This window comes from Microcoleus sp. C2D2 (assembly GCF_036702495.1).
Classification (GTDB): Bacteria; Cyanobacteriota; Cyanobacteriia; order Cyanobacteriales; family Microcoleaceae; genus Microcoleus.
The window spans coordinates 14,065-29,602 of sequence record NZ_JAUBTO010000062.1; the positions used below are offsets into that span (position 1 = coordinate 14,065).

At 46.6% G+C, this 15,538-nt stretch carries 12 protein-coding genes and 2 pseudogenes; 10 read left to right on the forward strand and 4 right to left on the reverse strand.

From position 1 onward, the window contains the following. Positions 1 to 201: 201 nt before the first annotated feature. A pseudogene (locus QUB61_RS20120) lies at positions 202 to 379 on the forward strand (IS1 family transposase); the annotation flags it as partial. Positions 380 to 462: 83 nt separating this feature from the next. Here the strand turns inward: QUB61_RS20120 and QUB61_RS20125 are convergent. Continuing rightward, on the reverse strand, positions 463 to 1,449 hold the full coding sequence (locus QUB61_RS20125) for a winged helix-turn-helix domain-containing protein (protein ID WP_333131370.1): 987 nt from the start codon (positions 1,447 to 1,449) through the stop codon (positions 463 to 465). Positions 1,450 to 1,542: 93 nt separating this feature from the next. Further along, complete coding sequence (locus tag QUB61_RS20130) at positions 1,543 to 1,893, reverse strand: hypothetical protein (RefSeq protein WP_333131372.1); 351 nt, start codon at positions 1,891 to 1,893, stop codon at positions 1,543 to 1,545. 309 nt (positions 1,894 to 2,202) lie between these two features. On the opposite strand from QUB61_RS20130, the gene QUB61_RS20135 reads away from it, so the two are divergent. After that, complete coding sequence (locus tag QUB61_RS20135; RefSeq protein WP_333131374.1) at positions 2,203 to 2,883, forward strand: hypothetical protein; 681 nt, start codon at positions 2,203 to 2,205, stop codon at positions 2,881 to 2,883. Positions 2,884 to 2,976: 93 nt separating this feature from the next. Here QUB61_RS20135 and QUB61_RS20140 read toward each other — a convergent pair. After that, positions 2,977 to 3,679 (reverse strand): annotated as a pseudogene (locus QUB61_RS20140) (IS1 family transposase). Positions 3,680 to 3,924: 245 nt separating this feature from the next. Here QUB61_RS20140 and QUB61_RS20145 point away from each other — a divergent pair. The 5 genes from QUB61_RS20145 (at position 3,925) to QUB61_RS20165 (ending at position 9,797) form a co-directional block, all read left to right on the forward strand. Continuing rightward, on the forward strand, positions 3,925 to 5,124 hold the full coding sequence (locus QUB61_RS20145; protein ID WP_333131376.1) for a HEAT repeat domain-containing protein: 1,200 nt from the start codon (positions 3,925 to 3,927) through the stop codon (positions 5,122 to 5,124). A 233-nt stretch (positions 5,125 to 5,357) separates the two neighbouring features. Beyond that, positions 5,358 to 6,434, forward strand: coding sequence for a glycosyltransferase family 4 protein (locus QUB61_RS20150; protein ID WP_333131378.1), 1,077 nt, complete (start codon positions 5,358 to 5,360; stop codon positions 6,432 to 6,434). Between the two features lie 43 nt (positions 6,435 to 6,477). After that, complete coding sequence (gene map, locus QUB61_RS20155) at positions 6,478 to 7,239, forward strand: type I methionyl aminopeptidase (protein ID WP_333131380.1); 762 nt, start codon at positions 6,478 to 6,480, stop codon at positions 7,237 to 7,239. A gap of 691 nt (positions 7,240 to 7,930) precedes the next feature. Further along, the gene (locus QUB61_RS20160) at positions 7,931 to 8,860 is read left to right on the forward strand and encodes an LD-carboxypeptidase (protein ID WP_333131382.1); all 930 of its coding nucleotides are present in this window, start codon (positions 7,931 to 7,933) and stop codon (positions 8,858 to 8,860) included. A gap of 163 nt (positions 8,861 to 9,023) precedes the next feature. Further along, positions 9,024 to 9,797, forward strand: coding sequence for a hypothetical protein (locus tag QUB61_RS20165; protein ID WP_333131384.1), 774 nt, complete (start codon positions 9,024 to 9,026; stop codon positions 9,795 to 9,797). Positions 9,798 to 9,895: 98 nt separating this feature from the next. Here the strand turns inward: QUB61_RS20165 and QUB61_RS20170 are convergent, their stop codons facing one another. Beyond that, complete coding sequence (locus QUB61_RS20170; protein WP_333131386.1) at positions 9,896 to 10,570, reverse strand: hypothetical protein; 675 nt, start codon at positions 10,568 to 10,570, stop codon at positions 9,896 to 9,898. 428 nt (positions 10,571 to 10,998) lie between these two features. On the opposite strand from QUB61_RS20170, the gene hemE reads away from it, so the two are divergent. From hemE to QUB61_RS20185, 3 genes are all read left to right on the forward strand, one after another. Continuing rightward, positions 10,999 to 12,063 carry a uroporphyrinogen decarboxylase gene (hemE, locus tag QUB61_RS20175; protein WP_333131388.1) on the forward strand — a complete coding sequence of 355 codons (1,065 nt, stop codon included), beginning with the start codon at positions 10,999 to 11,001 and terminating at the stop codon, positions 12,061 to 12,063. A gap of 419 nt (positions 12,064 to 12,482) precedes the next feature. Beyond that, positions 12,483 to 13,448, forward strand: coding sequence for an NAD(P)-dependent oxidoreductase (locus QUB61_RS20180; protein ID WP_333131390.1), 966 nt, complete (start codon positions 12,483 to 12,485; stop codon positions 13,446 to 13,448). Positions 13,449 to 13,917: 469 nt separating this feature from the next. Beyond that, the gene (locus tag QUB61_RS20185; RefSeq protein WP_333131392.1) at positions 13,918 to 15,510 is read left to right on the forward strand and encodes a B12-binding domain-containing radical SAM protein; all 1,593 of its coding nucleotides are present in this window, start codon (positions 13,918 to 13,920) and stop codon (positions 15,508 to 15,510) included. The last annotated feature ends 28 nt before the right edge of the window (positions 15,511 to 15,538 follow it).

A 15,538-nucleotide genomic window follows, 5' to 3' on the forward strand; every position in this document is an offset into this window, starting at 1 on the left:
GCCATAATTCCCCCCCTTGAAATTAACATTGGTCAAATCAGCGCTCTCTTTCTTACAGCATTTTCGCTAAAAAAGCTCGTTTCTTCGATCGAAAGTGCGTCTTAGAATGTACTGAAAATATTCGGTCGAGCGGCCAAGAATACACTCAAAAACTCGGTTTCTTGTTTCCACGGCAAATCCCCCTTGTCCGACTTCCGCCTGGTTGTCAGCAAGACATACATGAGACGGGTTGAGGGGGAAAACACAAGGCAAAGACACTCCGCGAGCTCGACTGCATCCCCAGACACTGTGCTATTGCAAATCTGAAGAACTACTGAGACACTCAATTAGATTGTTACTACATTATCTGAAGTTCTGGGATGTTGCGGTTCCTCAATAATTCATAGCACTCATCGCTCAACACCAAAAAGATTAGTTGAGCGATCGCTGCTGTAAATAAAATTATAATTTAGCAAGCTGGTACTACGTTAAAATTTCCATCTCAACAGCCGCTAAACGAGCTTGGAGTACCAGCATATTCACTGGGTCGATGCCGATACTAAAAGTCATTAATTTCAAATTTTCGGGAATGTATTTCCTCAACTGACTCTCAACTAATCTCGAACACACCACCAAATCAAATTGCTTTAGCCCGCGGACATTGTTTTGAACCCATTCTAGGGTAACAACTTTTGATTCTATGTGATGCACGTTATAGTCAATAATTTCCTTCATTGCTTCGCTGCTGCTTTGTTCTTGGCACACAAACAATAGCTTGGCATTGCGGGGTAGTGATGAGATGTGACCCCATAGCTGCATATCTGGCTGCACCTCAATTCCTATCACTTCCTTATTGGGGTCTGCTATCTGACCCACCTCCCACAAGTGTTTGATGCTCGTTACTATCAAATCGGCGGACAAGAGTTGTTCTAATGCTTGTGGTTCTTTGGCTTGCAAGTGCGCCCAAGGAATCGATACCAAAGCTAATCCTGTTGCTGATTGAAGAGTTGCACTGATATCGATACTGTCGGGAAAAAAGTTCACGAATACTACATTTATTTGATGGCGATCGACCAACACTGCTTGAGCATAAGCTGCTGCGGAGAACTCTGCTGCGGTTAACCCATATTGGGATGCTGAATGAAAAGCTTGACTGAGTAAGTCGTAGAAGGTTTTGCGAGCAACCATCTGCCTGACCAAGGGAGAATTCGCAATGACAGTTCTTTTACCTCGGTTGCCTGCGAGATATCCCAAAGCAATCATTTTGTTGTATGCCTGTGCCACAATGGTGTGATTCACTCCTAAGTATTTAGCCAAGTGGGTAATCGGCGGTAAAGGCTGATGTGGCTTCAGATTGCCGCGCGCGATTAGTAGCTTAATTTGTTCAGTGATTTGAGCACCAATGGTGATGGGCGAAGCAGTATCGACAACTATGAGGGAAAAAACCGGGTCTGTCCTACAAGTTGGCATAATTGTTTCTCCTATTATTGATTCATAATTTACCCATTAAAAGCAGCCCATAGAATACAGAGCGTTGCTACGGATGCTCTTCAATCTATTAGACTAATTCTGTTCAAACATCCACAACCGACCAGCATAAACTCCATTGAAGCATAGGGGCTTGGAATGGCGCTGTATGATGCGACCGTCCTTGATTTGAACTTTTTCATTAATCTCCAAATCAGTTTGCTCGTAAATTTCAGTCATATCCTTGAGAAAAAGTTGAGGATTATCAAATTGCTTGGATACAAACTCTAACGCCAGTTGCTCTGATAACGACTTGATAATAACTTCAGGCAGACTGTAAATACTCAGTAAATTGGGAGTGAATCCTACGATTTGTCGTTGGCAGTTGACGAGTAAAATGCAAGCATTATCCTGATTTTTTAGTTGTTCGGAAATTGACATCATCATAAATTCTTAAATAAAAAATCTGTACTTTCCACACACTCTTTCTTGTGAATTCAGGGATTTACAGCAGATTCCACGTTTATGAAGGACACCCCCTATCGATTTATCCCCGCCACCGTGGGGACACGGCATTGCCGTGTCCCTACTTGATAAACGTGGAATACGCTGTAGGTTTTCAATTAGTTTACGGCACTATACCACACTCTGGCTGATTTAAGGCAAAATACTGGTTGACTGGTATTATAATACTGGTGTACTATAGAACGGAAATATTGTTGTATTGCAATAATTTCTAAAGAGGGGATTCCAAACATGAAGTGGTTATTGAACTTGGGAGCAGAGTGCCGGCAAAATCTGCTTTCTGGGTCTTTTTACACGCAGCTAGCTGCAGCCGAGCATCCCGACGATGTTCGAGGTTGGGTCAGGCAACTGTACTATCAATCGAGTGATTTTAATGTGGCATTAGCGATGCGCTATACAATTGGTCGGGACTTTCGGTATCAATCATGCTTCGCACAGCACGCCACAGAGGAAGTAGACCACGCCTCGCTGCGGCTCGATTGGATGTACAAACACGAATTCCTGCAGCCGGGAGAAAAGCCGACTTCCATTGTCCCTTACCTAGAAACTCAGTTGGTCAGCGCCTATTGCTTCAGGTCGGTCTTGCGGGAATCCTACGAACACCAAATCATAGCCCTGAACCTCATTTCAGAGGGTGTAAGCTATGATTTTTTCTCGGCAGTAATCCCCGTGTTTGCTCGGCTCGGCCTCAGCACCAACCGTTATTGGGTTGTTCACCGCGAGAGCGCTCGAGATCACTTAGCACTAGGCATGGACCTTATCCCTCAGTGCGATGAAGATTCGCCACAAGGTCAAGAATACAGTCGCATCGCTTATGAAACTAGCGTTTTGTACGATCGGATGTTCAATGCTTGGAGTATCGGCAACAACCAGAAAAAGGAACCTTCTCTTGGGGAACTTGTGGCAGCATGATAACCAACACCTAAGCGTGAAAATGGCAACTTAAAAATAGTGCTGATACTGAAACAGCGTCACCGTTTTGGTGTCGATCGATAGCGGTATGAATTATTGAGGAACCGCAACATCCCAGAACTTCAGATAATAATGTAGTAACAATCTAATTGAGTGTCTCAGTAGTTCTTCAGATTTGGAATAGCACAGTGTCTTGGGATGCAGTCGAGTTCGCGGAGTGTCTTTGCCTTGTGTTTTCCTCCTCAACCCGTGTCATGTATGTCTTGCTGACAATCAGGTCGCCGTCTGGAATCAAGCCTGGATAAACCCACCATCCATCAGTGAGTACCGAAATAGCACTGCCATGGCTGCACAATTGCCCACAACGCTCGAAACGTTTCTGCACGGATAGTCACCTAAGATTCAGCCTCAGAGCCCTTGCTGGAAGTGGTCAACCGCCCTCCACAGCCAGATGCAAGTTTTTTATTGAACCGACAAAGGTTTCTCATTCATCTAGCTCACCTACGAGGGGAACAGTCTCTGGTTCGCAAGCATCAGGCAGCAGTTGTCCCAGGCACTTGACCCAAGCAATCACCGTCCTGTGATGCACAGGCCATGACCTCCTTCGATACCCCGAAAGCCGATGGCGTTAACATACATTTTCAGGCATTCTCCTTTGACTCGATCTCAGTAGCCTTTCGGTGGTTCGTAGCCCTCGATGAACTGGCGACCACAAGCAACACAAATGTGATGAGTGTTTACCTTGTTTCTTCCCATTTTTACGGATATGGGTGCAACCGCATTCTGGGCATTGCATCCTCAATTGACCTCAATTCATACCAACATTCTGCAACGCCCAAACTAATTAGTTAAAGGACTTCCACGTCAATGACGCGATTGTGTTAATCATATCTGGCTCGCTGCCCTCTCAAACCCGGGTTTTTCGCGGGTCAGGTGCTATTTGTTAGTTAGTTGAGCGCATAGCAGCTAGGATCCAGCTAACTCAAGGTTACACTAAAGCTCGTCATGCGGCGTTGCCTCTCAAAACCCGGATTGAGTCTTATGGCGTACTACCGCTCCTTTGTATGTTTCTTCACGTGCATTACCTGTCTGGGCGCTGCCTTCAGTCCAAGTGCCGACGGAAGGCAACAGGTACTCAATTCCTCCTACCGGGCTGTTTCCCAAGAAATTGCTCAGGCGAACTCTCCCCCGGACGATCGCCAGGACTCCAAGCCTTCAAAACCGCCTCCAGATCCCGATAAAAACAACTCTAAGCCGTCCCAAACGTCAAAATCCAATTCCCAACTCCCGAAAGCGATATCCAATTCGATCGTCATTTTGTCTAACCAGCGGGGGTTGTTAATGTTGGGTTTGGCAGCAATTGTCGTCACGGCAGCGGCAGTATTTATCATGCTCAAATTAGTTAGCAACGACGAGTCAAATCATTCAAAGCGAAGGCGGGCAAGAGTCGATCGCCACAACCAAAAAAACTCTCAATTCGCTAATCCCAATGCTCCTACAAACTCGCACAAAATTGGATCTCAAGAGGTTCCTTTTGGGCCAGAAAAACCGCTGTCAACCTTGCCTTACCCTTTGGATTTGCCAAAAGACTACAGTCTCGACAGCAGCGATCGGCCTTTACCGTTTATCCAGAAATCGGGGGAACCAGAATCCCAGGATGCAGCAATCGAGGGCGAGGGAATTAATTCCGACACCACGCCCTTGGAAACTCAAAGCAACGGGTACAGCGACACAGGTTTCAACATTCCCGAAACAACTAATCGAGCCGATTCCCTAGCGAGTCGGAAGAAAGATATTTCCCTTCCCGAAAGGGATGGCAGCCCTAAAGTTGATATTATTGAAGCACTGATTGAAGATTTGCAGCACCTAAATCCGGCTTCGAGGCGCAAAGCAATTTGGGAACTCGGCCAGCGGGGAGATTCCAGAGCAGTTGAGCCGTTGCTCGATTTGCTAGCAAATTCCGACTCGAACCAGTACAGTTTAATTTTGGCAAGTCTCTCGGAAATTGGCATTCGCACTCTCAAACCCATGAATAATGCCTGGTCAATTTCGCTGCAAAATGAAAATCCAGAAGTGCGTAAAAATGCGATTCGCGACTTGACGCGGATTTACGAATTGGTGAATCAAATCAGTTACTTGTTGCACCGTGCGACGGACGATCCAGATCCAGAAGTTCAGGAAACTGCTCGCTGGGCAATCAATCAGTTGAACCGCATCCGTCCGCGTTCTGGGATGGATTGATAAGTCTATAGCCTTTCGAGCGTAACATGTTCCGACGTGCATAGGGCATAGGCCTCCGTGGGCATAGGGCATACCTCACCACGCGATCGAACCGCTATAGCAATTTTCTAGTGATTTTAGATTTTAGATTTTATAGGGGAGAATTTATAACTTAGATTATGTTAAAATTAGTGACGGCTGACTAATGACTAATGACTACTGACTAATGACTCATGACTAATGACTACTGACTAATGAATACTGAATATTTAAAAATATTGTTACTCTCAACTTCGGTCGGTCAACTCGGTTCGGGGTTGGGCGGCGGAGTCGAACTTACAGTCTTCAACATCGCTAAAGAATTGCACCGCCGAGGTCATAAAATAGCAGTTGTAGCGCCTATAGGTTCAGTCTTAGAATCAATTCCAGTAATCGAAATAATGGGCGATTTGCAAGTAACCGCCCAAACACAAGATTACAATTCTCCTATTGTGATGCCCGCCGATGCTGTGCTGGCGAATATGTGGGAATACGCTCGCAAAGTTCAGGATGAATGGGATGTCATTGTTAACTTTGCCTACGATTGGCTGCCGTTTTATTTAACGCCATTTTTTAGGACTCCGATCGCACATTTGATCAGCATGGGCTCCCTTTCGGCATCCCTCGATCGCATCGCCGGACAAACTGCCGTGCAGTTTCCCGGTACGATCGGAGTTCACACCGCTTCTCAAGCCGAAACATTTGCCTTTGCCCAGGAGTGTCAGTTGTTGGGAAACGGCATTGATATATCGCTGTACGAATTTTGCAGCCAACCGGAACCCAAATTAGCTTGGCTTGGTCGCATCGCCCCAGAAAAAGGCTTAGAAGATGCAGTGGCGGCAGCGAAAATTACAGGCATTTCCCTAAAAATTATGGGAAAAATGCAAGATGAGGATTATTGGCAAAAAATTTGTGCAGATTGGCCAGAGGCTCCGGTAGAATATTTAGGGTTTCTGACAACAACCCAAATGCAAGAGCAAGTCCGTCAGTGCCGAGCATTGTTGATGACGCCGCGCTGGGTGGAAGCTTTCGGAAATGTCGCGATCGAGGCTTTAGCGTGCGGTGTGCCTGTGATTGCTTATAAGCGCGGGGGGCCTGCCGAAATTGTTCGAGACGGACTGACGGGCTTTTTAGTGGAGCCTGACAGTGTAAATGGCTTGGTAGGTGCGATCGCCCGCTTAGACCAAATTGACCGCAGCGCTTGCCGCCGACAAGCAGAGGTAGAATACTCTTTGGGAGCTTTGGGCGATCGTTTTGAACACTGGTTCAAATCTATTCTAAAATTGAGTTAAATAAACTCTTAATCGACCACAAAAAAACAAAACAGAAAAAACTATGGCAACCGAACGTTTAGTGCTTTTATCGAGCAGAGAAATAGACAAAATGCGCCAAGCAGGTCGCTTAGCTGCCGAACTTCTGCTGCATCTCGAACCGATGGTAAAACCCGGTGTCAGCACTCTCGAAATTAACGACGAAGCCGAACGCTGGACTTTGGCACACGGAGCAAAAAGCGCTCCGCTAGGCTATAAAGGATTTCCCAAATCTCTGTGTGCTAGCGTCAATGAAGTAGTCTGTCACGGCATCCCGAATGCTAAACAAATTCTGAGAGAAGGTGACATTATTAATATTGATGTAACGCCTTTGGTTGACGGCTATCACGGCGATACTTCCAAGACTTTTTTTGTGGGCAAACCTTCACCGGTAGCGAAAAAGTTAGTTGAAGTAACCGAGGAATGTTTAAGAAGAGGAATTGCGGAAGTCAAACCGGGTGCTCGGACCGGCGACATCGGTGCAGCGATTCAAGAATATGCTGAAGCACAGGGTTTTTCGGTAGTGCGAAATTTTGCGGGACACGGCGTTCACCGCGTTTTTCACACGGAACCGGAAATTTTGCACTACGGTAAGCGGGGCACGGGGAAGAAGCTCAGACAAGGCATGGTTTTTACGATCGAGCCGATGATTAATGAGGGTACTTGGGAAGTGGAAATTTTAGGCGACGGTTGGACTGCTATCACGCAGGATGGAAAGCTTTCGGCTCAATTCGAGCACACGCTAGCTGTTACTGATTCTGGAGTGGAAATTCTGACTTTACCGTAGTAATGATTAACAAACAATCTCAAAAAGTCCCCCCTCGAGCAATAATTTCCCAAATCCCGTAGGGGCGGGTTTCACAGACAATTTCCGCCGGGAACAGACCATCTCAAAAACCCGCCCCCACCAAAGGAAATATCTAAATGTGGCTAATATTGATGTCGATTGTCCTTGGGTTTGGGGCTAGTTTTTGAGATTGTTTATTTCAGTCGTTGATGGTTGGTAAAACCAGCCCCAAGGGGATTAATATTGATGTCGATTGTCCTTGGGTACGGGGCAGGTTTTTGAGATTGTTGATTTCAGTCGTTGATGGAATGATTAACAAACAATCTCAAAAAGCCCCCCCTCGAGCAATAATTTCCCAAATCCCGTAGGGGCGGGTTTCACAGACAATTTCCGCCGGGAACAGACCATCTCAAAAACCCGCCCCCACCAAAGGAAATATCTAAATGTGGCTAATATTGATGTCGATTGTCCTTGGGTTTGGGGCTAGTTTTTGAGATTGTTTATTTCAGTCGTTGATGGTTGGTAAAACCAGCCCCTACGGGATAACGGTCAATTCACAAAACATGATATAGCAATTCTTGCAGGAGTCGTAAATTTTTTACCCCACCCCAACCCTCCCCGAACTCGCGGTCCGGGAGTAAGAAATTTACAAATGATTTAGGATGGCTATATAACAAATAACCAATAACAAATGACTAACATTAAATGGCTGCAACCGGGAGATTTGCTCAGGGTAATTGCTCCCAGCGGCACTCTGCGAGAATTAAGTAGCTTTGAACGCGGTGTAGAAATTTGGAAATCCCGCGGCTATCGACTTGAATTAACACCGGGTTTTGACGATCGCTGGGGCTATTTGGCAGGTTCCGATGAAAACCGCGTCCGACAGCTCGCAGATGCCCTAAATGACCCGGATTGTCGCGGTATTCTCTGTGCTCGAGGCGGTTTCGGCAGCACTCGACTTTTGGAAAAAGGAAATTTGGGAAAGGCGGAAAACTCCCAATTTCCACCTCCCGATTCCCATTCGCCCAAATGGTTAATCGGCTTTTCCGACATTACTGCTTTGCTGTGGAATCAGGCTAAATTAGGCGTTTGGGGTGTTCACGGGCCGATGCTGACAACTTTGGCGGATGAACCGGATTGGTCTGTCGATCGACTTTTTGACTGCATAGAAGGTCGTCCCTTACAATCTTTGCAAGGTAAAGGATGGGGCAGCTCAAAAGCCACCGGGCCGCTGTTTCCGGCGAATCTGACGGTTGCTTCTCATTTGCTCGGAACCCCGTATCAACCGGATTTGACCGGGGTTATACTCGCATTTGAGGATGTTTCTGAGGCTCCTTACAGGGTCGATCGAATGCTGACTTTGTGGCGGATGGCGGGGGCTTTCGCTGGGGTGCGGGGGATTGCTTTGGGGCGTTTCAGCCGCTGCGATATTGACCCGAGTATTCCCAGTTTTAGCATTGAAGAGGTTTTGCGCGATCGGCTGGGGGATTTGAATATTCCGATTGTCTCGGATTTGCCCTTCGGCCACGAGGGGGTTAACGCTGCTTTACCGATGGGAATTATGGCGAGTCTCGACGCTGAATCGGGATTGCTCATTTGCGGCGATCGATCGCAACTTTAGATTAGGGATTAACGTCTATAACTTTAACATGAGGTTTTGCACCCGCTAAATAGCCGGGTTGGGTGGTTGACACGGTTGGCAGAAATTACATTTAAAATGGATTGTGTATGCAAATGTCGGCGCCAAGAAAGCAAAAAGATTTTAAATTTTTCCAGAGGTTGAGATGAAAGCACACAACTTGTTAAACAGTATTGCTGCCGCAGTCCTAGTTACGGGATTGGCACTTACGGGGATTTCCTCAAGTGCCGTTGGCGAACAGATAGGGAATAACGATCGCATAGGTGGAGTAATTCGCCGCACTTCCCCGATTTACCGTTTCCGGAATATGTGGGTTCCGGGCTCTCCGACTGAAGAATTGCGCGGTCAAGAATACACATTCAGCGCTCGGGAAGGCGATAACATTGAAGTGTTTTTAGACACAGATACAAGTCGCGGTTTTGCTCCCGTAATGGTGCTGTTTTACGGCAACAACAAACAAGTCGCTTTTACGCAAGACCGTTCTTTTAATTATCAAATTCCCCGTAGTGGCGATTATAAACTGTTAGTGTTAGCAAAAGATGCTGCCAGAGGCGGTAGCTACACGCTGGAAGTTTCGGGAATTGATGGGGGCGACAGACGAGCTCGCAATTCGCGGGACGATTGGAACACGAGGCGAGATGACAGTCGATATGACAGAGCACAGCTTCTGCAAGATGATTTTGGCTTGCGGTCTGTTGATTGCCGCGAGAGACGTTCTATGGTGAGAGTAAGGTTTGACGATGGTAATCAAGACTCGACTTACTGCGCTGTGCCGACTAGAAACTTTCCGGCGGGAGATTATTATTACAATTCCCGGACTAGAGATTTAGATTCGGCGAGGTTGGATGATAATAGGAGGTTCGATGAGGGTCGCGATCAATGTCGCGTATCCGTGGGCGGAGTGTGTGTGACGAGATAGTCGGGCAGTTTGGCAGGGGTTTCAACCCCTGCCTCAAAGCAAAAGTCCTATGCAAGAGGACTAATGAGTTCTTCAGTTATGTTTCTGATTTTTAATCCTCAAAATATCTCGGTAAAGTCCCGGCTGAAACTTAACTGATTTGATGTTAAGCCTGGTAAAAAGCTAATAAGTTCATTCTGCCCTTGAGTAGTCACAAGTACGCCCGCGCCAGACCCAAACCCTGGAAGAGAAATATCTGCTAGCGTGTAAGTATCCAAGCCATAAACAGCAATTTTATCCCGACCCACTTCAAAGTCTAGAATTAAGGCAAAGTCTGCGTTTCCTGTCAGGGTATAAAAAGATTGAGCTATTATCCCTAACGAAAAATTGCTGTACGCCAACTCGAAAAAATCGTTACCAGCACCACCTACTAAGGTATCAATTTCTCCTCCACCAGGAGCAAACGACTCAACAAATACCCCAAACAAAGTATCATTTCCCGAGTCTCCAGAGAGAAAATCATTTCCCTCATACCCACTTAAAAGGTCATTTCCTTGCCCGCCAAACAAAGTATCATTTCCTGCGTCTGCAACTAATAGATCGTTTCCCTTCCCGCCTAATAAAAGGTTGTTGCCTAAGTAAGCATATAATCGATCGTTGCCCGCTCCGCCGTATAGTGTATCGTTTCCTCCATAAGCAGTTAGTGTATCATCTCCTTGATACCCAAAGATCAAATCTCTCCCCTGCTCCCCAACAAGGGAATCGGCTATTGCTGTTCCAAAAATTGGTGCCATATGGTTTACTAATTAATAAATGCTTTTTACTCCATTGCCAATGTATCTTTATTTCTGGATACAAGGCACTTATGCATTGAAAGTTTTTATTATTTACTGCATTACTGCATAAAGCGGATACCAAAAAGCCGAGTAATTGAACCCATTCTCCCCAGTCGCTGGGGAGAATGGGTTCAAACTTTACAATCTAGATGAAACAACCACGTTTCGATTAATTCGTCTTCCCAGCGAGTGAGGAGAATCTTTTCTGCTAGATAGGCAAAGTCAGAATCTCTCGCCACCAATCAGATCCCGATCGCCCCTAATCGAACTCAGCCAATCCCCCCATCTGCCTCCCCGCCGACAGATGAATTTTTTGTCAAAAAGGACGATCGCACAGTGGTAAGCTACCAAAGGCATTGAAATATCTAAGGTAGAGAAAAGTTAAAATGTCGGCATTAAATGAAGTTCCCTTGTTGTTGCGGGCAGCCCGCGGCGAAACCCTAGACCGCCCGCCCGTGTGGATGATGCGTCAAGCCGGCCGCTACATGAAGGCTTATCGAGATTTGCGAGAAAAGTATCCCTCGTTTCGCGAACGTTCCGAAATTCCCGAAGTTGCGATCGAAGTTTCCCTTCAGCCGTGGCGCGCGTTTCAACCCGACGGCGTAATTCTGTTTTCCGATATTGTCACCCCTATGCCCGGTTTGGGCATCGAGATGGACATCGCCGAAGGAAAAGGCCCGATTATCCACTCACCCATTCGCACTCAGCAGCAAATCGACAACCTGCAACCGCTGAACCCGGAAGAAAGCTTGCCGTTTATCAAAACTATCCTGAAATCCCTGCGCCAGGAAGTCGGCAACAAATCCACCGTGCTCGGCTTTGTCGGCGCGCCGTGGACGCTGGCGGCCTATGCGGTTGAGGGCAAAGGTTCTAAGGATTATGCAATTATCAAAAACATGGCATTTTCCGATCCAACTTTACTGCATCAGTTGCTCTCAAAATTTGCAGATGCGATCGCCGTTTATATGCGCTACCAAATCGACTGCGGCGCGCAAGTAGTGCAAATGTTTGACTCCTGGGCCGGCCAACTGTCTCCGCAAGACTACGACACCTTCGCTTTACCTTACCAGAAACAAGTATTCGAGCAAGTCAAAAAAACCCATCCCGACACCCCGCTAATTCTGTTAGTAAGCGGCAGTGCCGGCATCCTCGAACGTATGGCAACATCCGGCGCGGATATCGTCAGCGTCGATTGGACAGTGGATATGGCCGACGCGCGCCGACGTTTGGGTTCCAATATGAACGTTCAGGGAAATCTCGATCCGGGCGTGTTGTTTGGTTCTCAAGCGTTTATTCGCGATCGAATTCTTGATACAATTCGCAAAGCCGGTCATCGCGGACACATCCTCAATTTGGGACACGGCGTCTTACCGGGAACTCCCGAAGACAACGTGCGTTTCTTCTTTGAAACCGCAAAACAAGCGGACAAATTGCTTGCAGTTGCTGCTTGAAATTGATTGCGAACTGGTTTTAACTGGTTCCCAGGCTCTGCCTGGTGAACCCATATCTAGAGGCTCTGCCTCGCGTAAAATGGAGGCAGAGCCTCCCGATATGCGTTACCAGGTCAGAGCCTGGTAACGAGTAACAACCCCTGACAAATCTCGCTTTAACTGGTTCCCAGGTTCTGCCTGGTGAACCCATATCCAGAGGCTCTGCCTCGCGTAAAATGGAGGCAGAGCCTCCCGATATGCGTTACCAGGTCAGAGCCTGGTAACGAGTAAATTTAATTTTTGTGGAACAGGCATCTTGCCTGTTCTTGAGAATGCTGCAAGATGTAAGTTTAATTGCATCTGATATTTGTAGGGATACGGCAATGCCGTCTCCCTAGCCTCGAAAAAGCGTCAAATCCTCCCTCTTCCCCTGCGGCAAAATGAACTCCAAAAAAATTTTTGTGACGGGTGCAAGTGGCTGTATCGGTCACTACATGGCCGAAACTTTGATTCAAGAGACAAACCACGAACTTTACCTATTAGTTCGCAACCCCGAAAAATTAAAATTTGACTGGAAAGCCCGCCCCGGCATTAATATCATACAAGGCGATATGCGAGATATCGATCGACACGCCGAACTTTTGCAAACAATGAATGTAGCCATTGTAGCCGCCACTGCTTGGGGAGGAACTCAAGAAGTTTTTGATGTTAACGTCACCAAAACTCTGCGCCTAATTCAACTACTTTCGCCACAGACTTGCCAGCAAGTAATTTATTTTTCAACGGCCAGCATTCTCGGTCGAGACAACAATTTGCTCAAAGAAGCCGGGGAACTGGGAACAGATTATATTCGCTCAAAATACAACTGCATGGTGCATTTGTCAGCCTTGACAAATGTCCCTCCGATTACGGCACTTTACCCGACATTAGTATTGGGAGGAGACGCAGAAAAACCCGTCTCTCACTTGTCATCTGGCCTGCCACTGGTCGCAAAATGGATTGGTTTGATTCGCTGGTTTAAGGCAGATGGAAGTTTTCACTTCATCCACGGTGCAGATATTGCCAAAGTAGTTAATTATTTAGTTGAGCATCCGCCTGCTTCCGAGGAACCGCGACATTTTGTGCTAGGAAATCCGGCGATTACAGCTAACGAAGTGGTAGAACAAGCTTGCAACTATTTGAATAAAAACATATTTTTTCGGATTACTCTTTCACCTTGGCTAGCCGATTTCTTTATTTGGCTGTTCCGAATTCAGGTTGCTGCTTGGGATAGATTTTGCATCAGCTACCGCCATTTTACTTATCAAAATCTTGTGAATCCCGAAACCATAGGAATGCCGAGTTACTGCGGCACAGTGGCCGATATGTTAAGAACTAGCGGGATTCCCGGCAAAGATTCAAAATAGGCCAGAAGGAAGAGGTCAAGCGTGAAGAAGGAATGTGTACCAAACGAGTAATGTAGGGTGATCCGTGCGCACCAAACGACTAATTTACTGTTTCAAGTTCTTTTTTGCCTTCATCCCATGCTTTTTAAATGCGATTATCGTCAATTAAGGGTCAAATACGATAAGATATAGCAACCGCCAAGACGGTTAGGACATTCTCGATCGCTGAAACCATTGCTATTACTGCTTCTTCCTTCTTCCTTCTTCCTTCTTCCTTCTGCTATATCAGCATTTGCAAACTTTAACAGGGAACTGCAAGCTAAAAATTGCGCTGACGATCTTTGTCTTAGGGGGTCTCACCCCTCGCCAGATATTCGCTCGAGTGCAAGATCGTAATTTTAGCCTTAACATTAAGTCTTGAGAGTCGATCGAACTCTCAAACACGCCAGCCCGATCGCAAGTTGTTTACTGATGTGAGGTTTAACATATAATGCGAGTTCTTCTAGTTTACCCGCTGTTTCCGAAAACATTTTGGTCTTACGAGAAAATCCTAGAATTAGTCGATCGTAAAGTGCTGCTGCCACCGCTGGGTTTGGTAACGGTAGCAGCTATTTTACCCCAAGAATGGGAATTTAAGTTAGTCGATCGCAACATCAGACAAATCACCGAAGCAGAATGGGAATGGGCAGAGCTCGTTATTCTGTCCGCAATGATTGTCCAAAAAGAAGATTTGCTAGACATAATTCGCGAAGCAAAACGGCGCGGTAAATCCGTAGCTTGCGGCGGCCCCTACCCCACTTCCGTACCCGAAGAACCTCAAGCAGCGGGCATAGATTACCTGATTCTCGACGAAGGCGAAATCACCTTGCCGATGTTTGTCGAAGCAATAGGGCGCGGCGAAAAAAGCGGAATGTATCGATCGGACGGCGTAAAACCCGATGTTACCACAACCCCAATTCCCCGCTTCGATTTGCTGGAATTAGACGCCTACGACTCAATGTCAATTCAATTTTCCAGAGGCTGTCCTTTCCAGTGCGAATTCTGCGATATCATCGTCCTCTACGGCCGCAAACCCCGCACCAAAAACCCCCAACAATTGATAGCAGAATTAGACAGTCTCTACAACTTGGGCTGGCGGCGCGGCGTGTTCATGGTAGACGACAACTTTATCGGCAACAAACGCAGCGTCAAACTGTTGCTAAAAGACTTAAAAGTCTGGCAAGAAGAACACAAATTCCCGTTTACTTTCAACACAGAAGCATCCATCGATTTAGCCCAAGACAAAGAATTGATGGACATGATGGTTGCTTGCAATTTCAATGCAGTGTTTCTAGGGATTGAAACTCCCGATGAAGAAAGCCTGCAAATGACGAAAAAATTCCAAAATACCCGCAATTCTCTGATCGAATCCGTAGAGTTAATTGCCAAATCCGGTTTGCGAGTAATGGCCGGATTTATCATCGGATTTGACGGCGAAAAACCAGGTGCCGGTCAGCGGATTGTCCAGTTTGCCGAAGCAGCAGCCATTCCCAGCACAACCTTTGGAATGCTGCAAGCTTTGCCGCACACTGCATTGTCCCACAGACTAGCAAAAGAAGGGCGGTTGCGCGACAAATCTGGCAACCTCAACCAGACTACCTTGATGAACTTCATTCCGACGCGGCCTCTCGAAGATATTGCCCGCGAATATGTCGAGGCATTCTGCGAAGTGTACGATGCTGAGAAATATTTAGACCGGACTTATCGCCATTTCTTAATGTTAGGTGCACCTACAGCAAATATACCTGCTCGAGTTCCCAGTTGGATAGACTTGCGAGCACTGTTAACTGTGGTGTGGCGTCAGGGAGTCAAGCGCAAAACTCGGTGGAAGTTCTGGCATCATTTGTTCAGCATTCTCAGACGCAATCCTGCGGTTTGGGATCATTATTTGACAGTCTGTGCTCACAACGAGCATTTCCTCGAATACCGCCAGATTGTGCGGGATGAAATCGAAGCTCAAGTGGCTGAGTTTTTGGCTAATGAGTCTCAAACTGTATATCAAGAACCTGTTTCAGTTGAGGAAAAGCAAGTGCAAGCGGTTTAGGGTTCGAGAATTCAACCGCAGATAAACG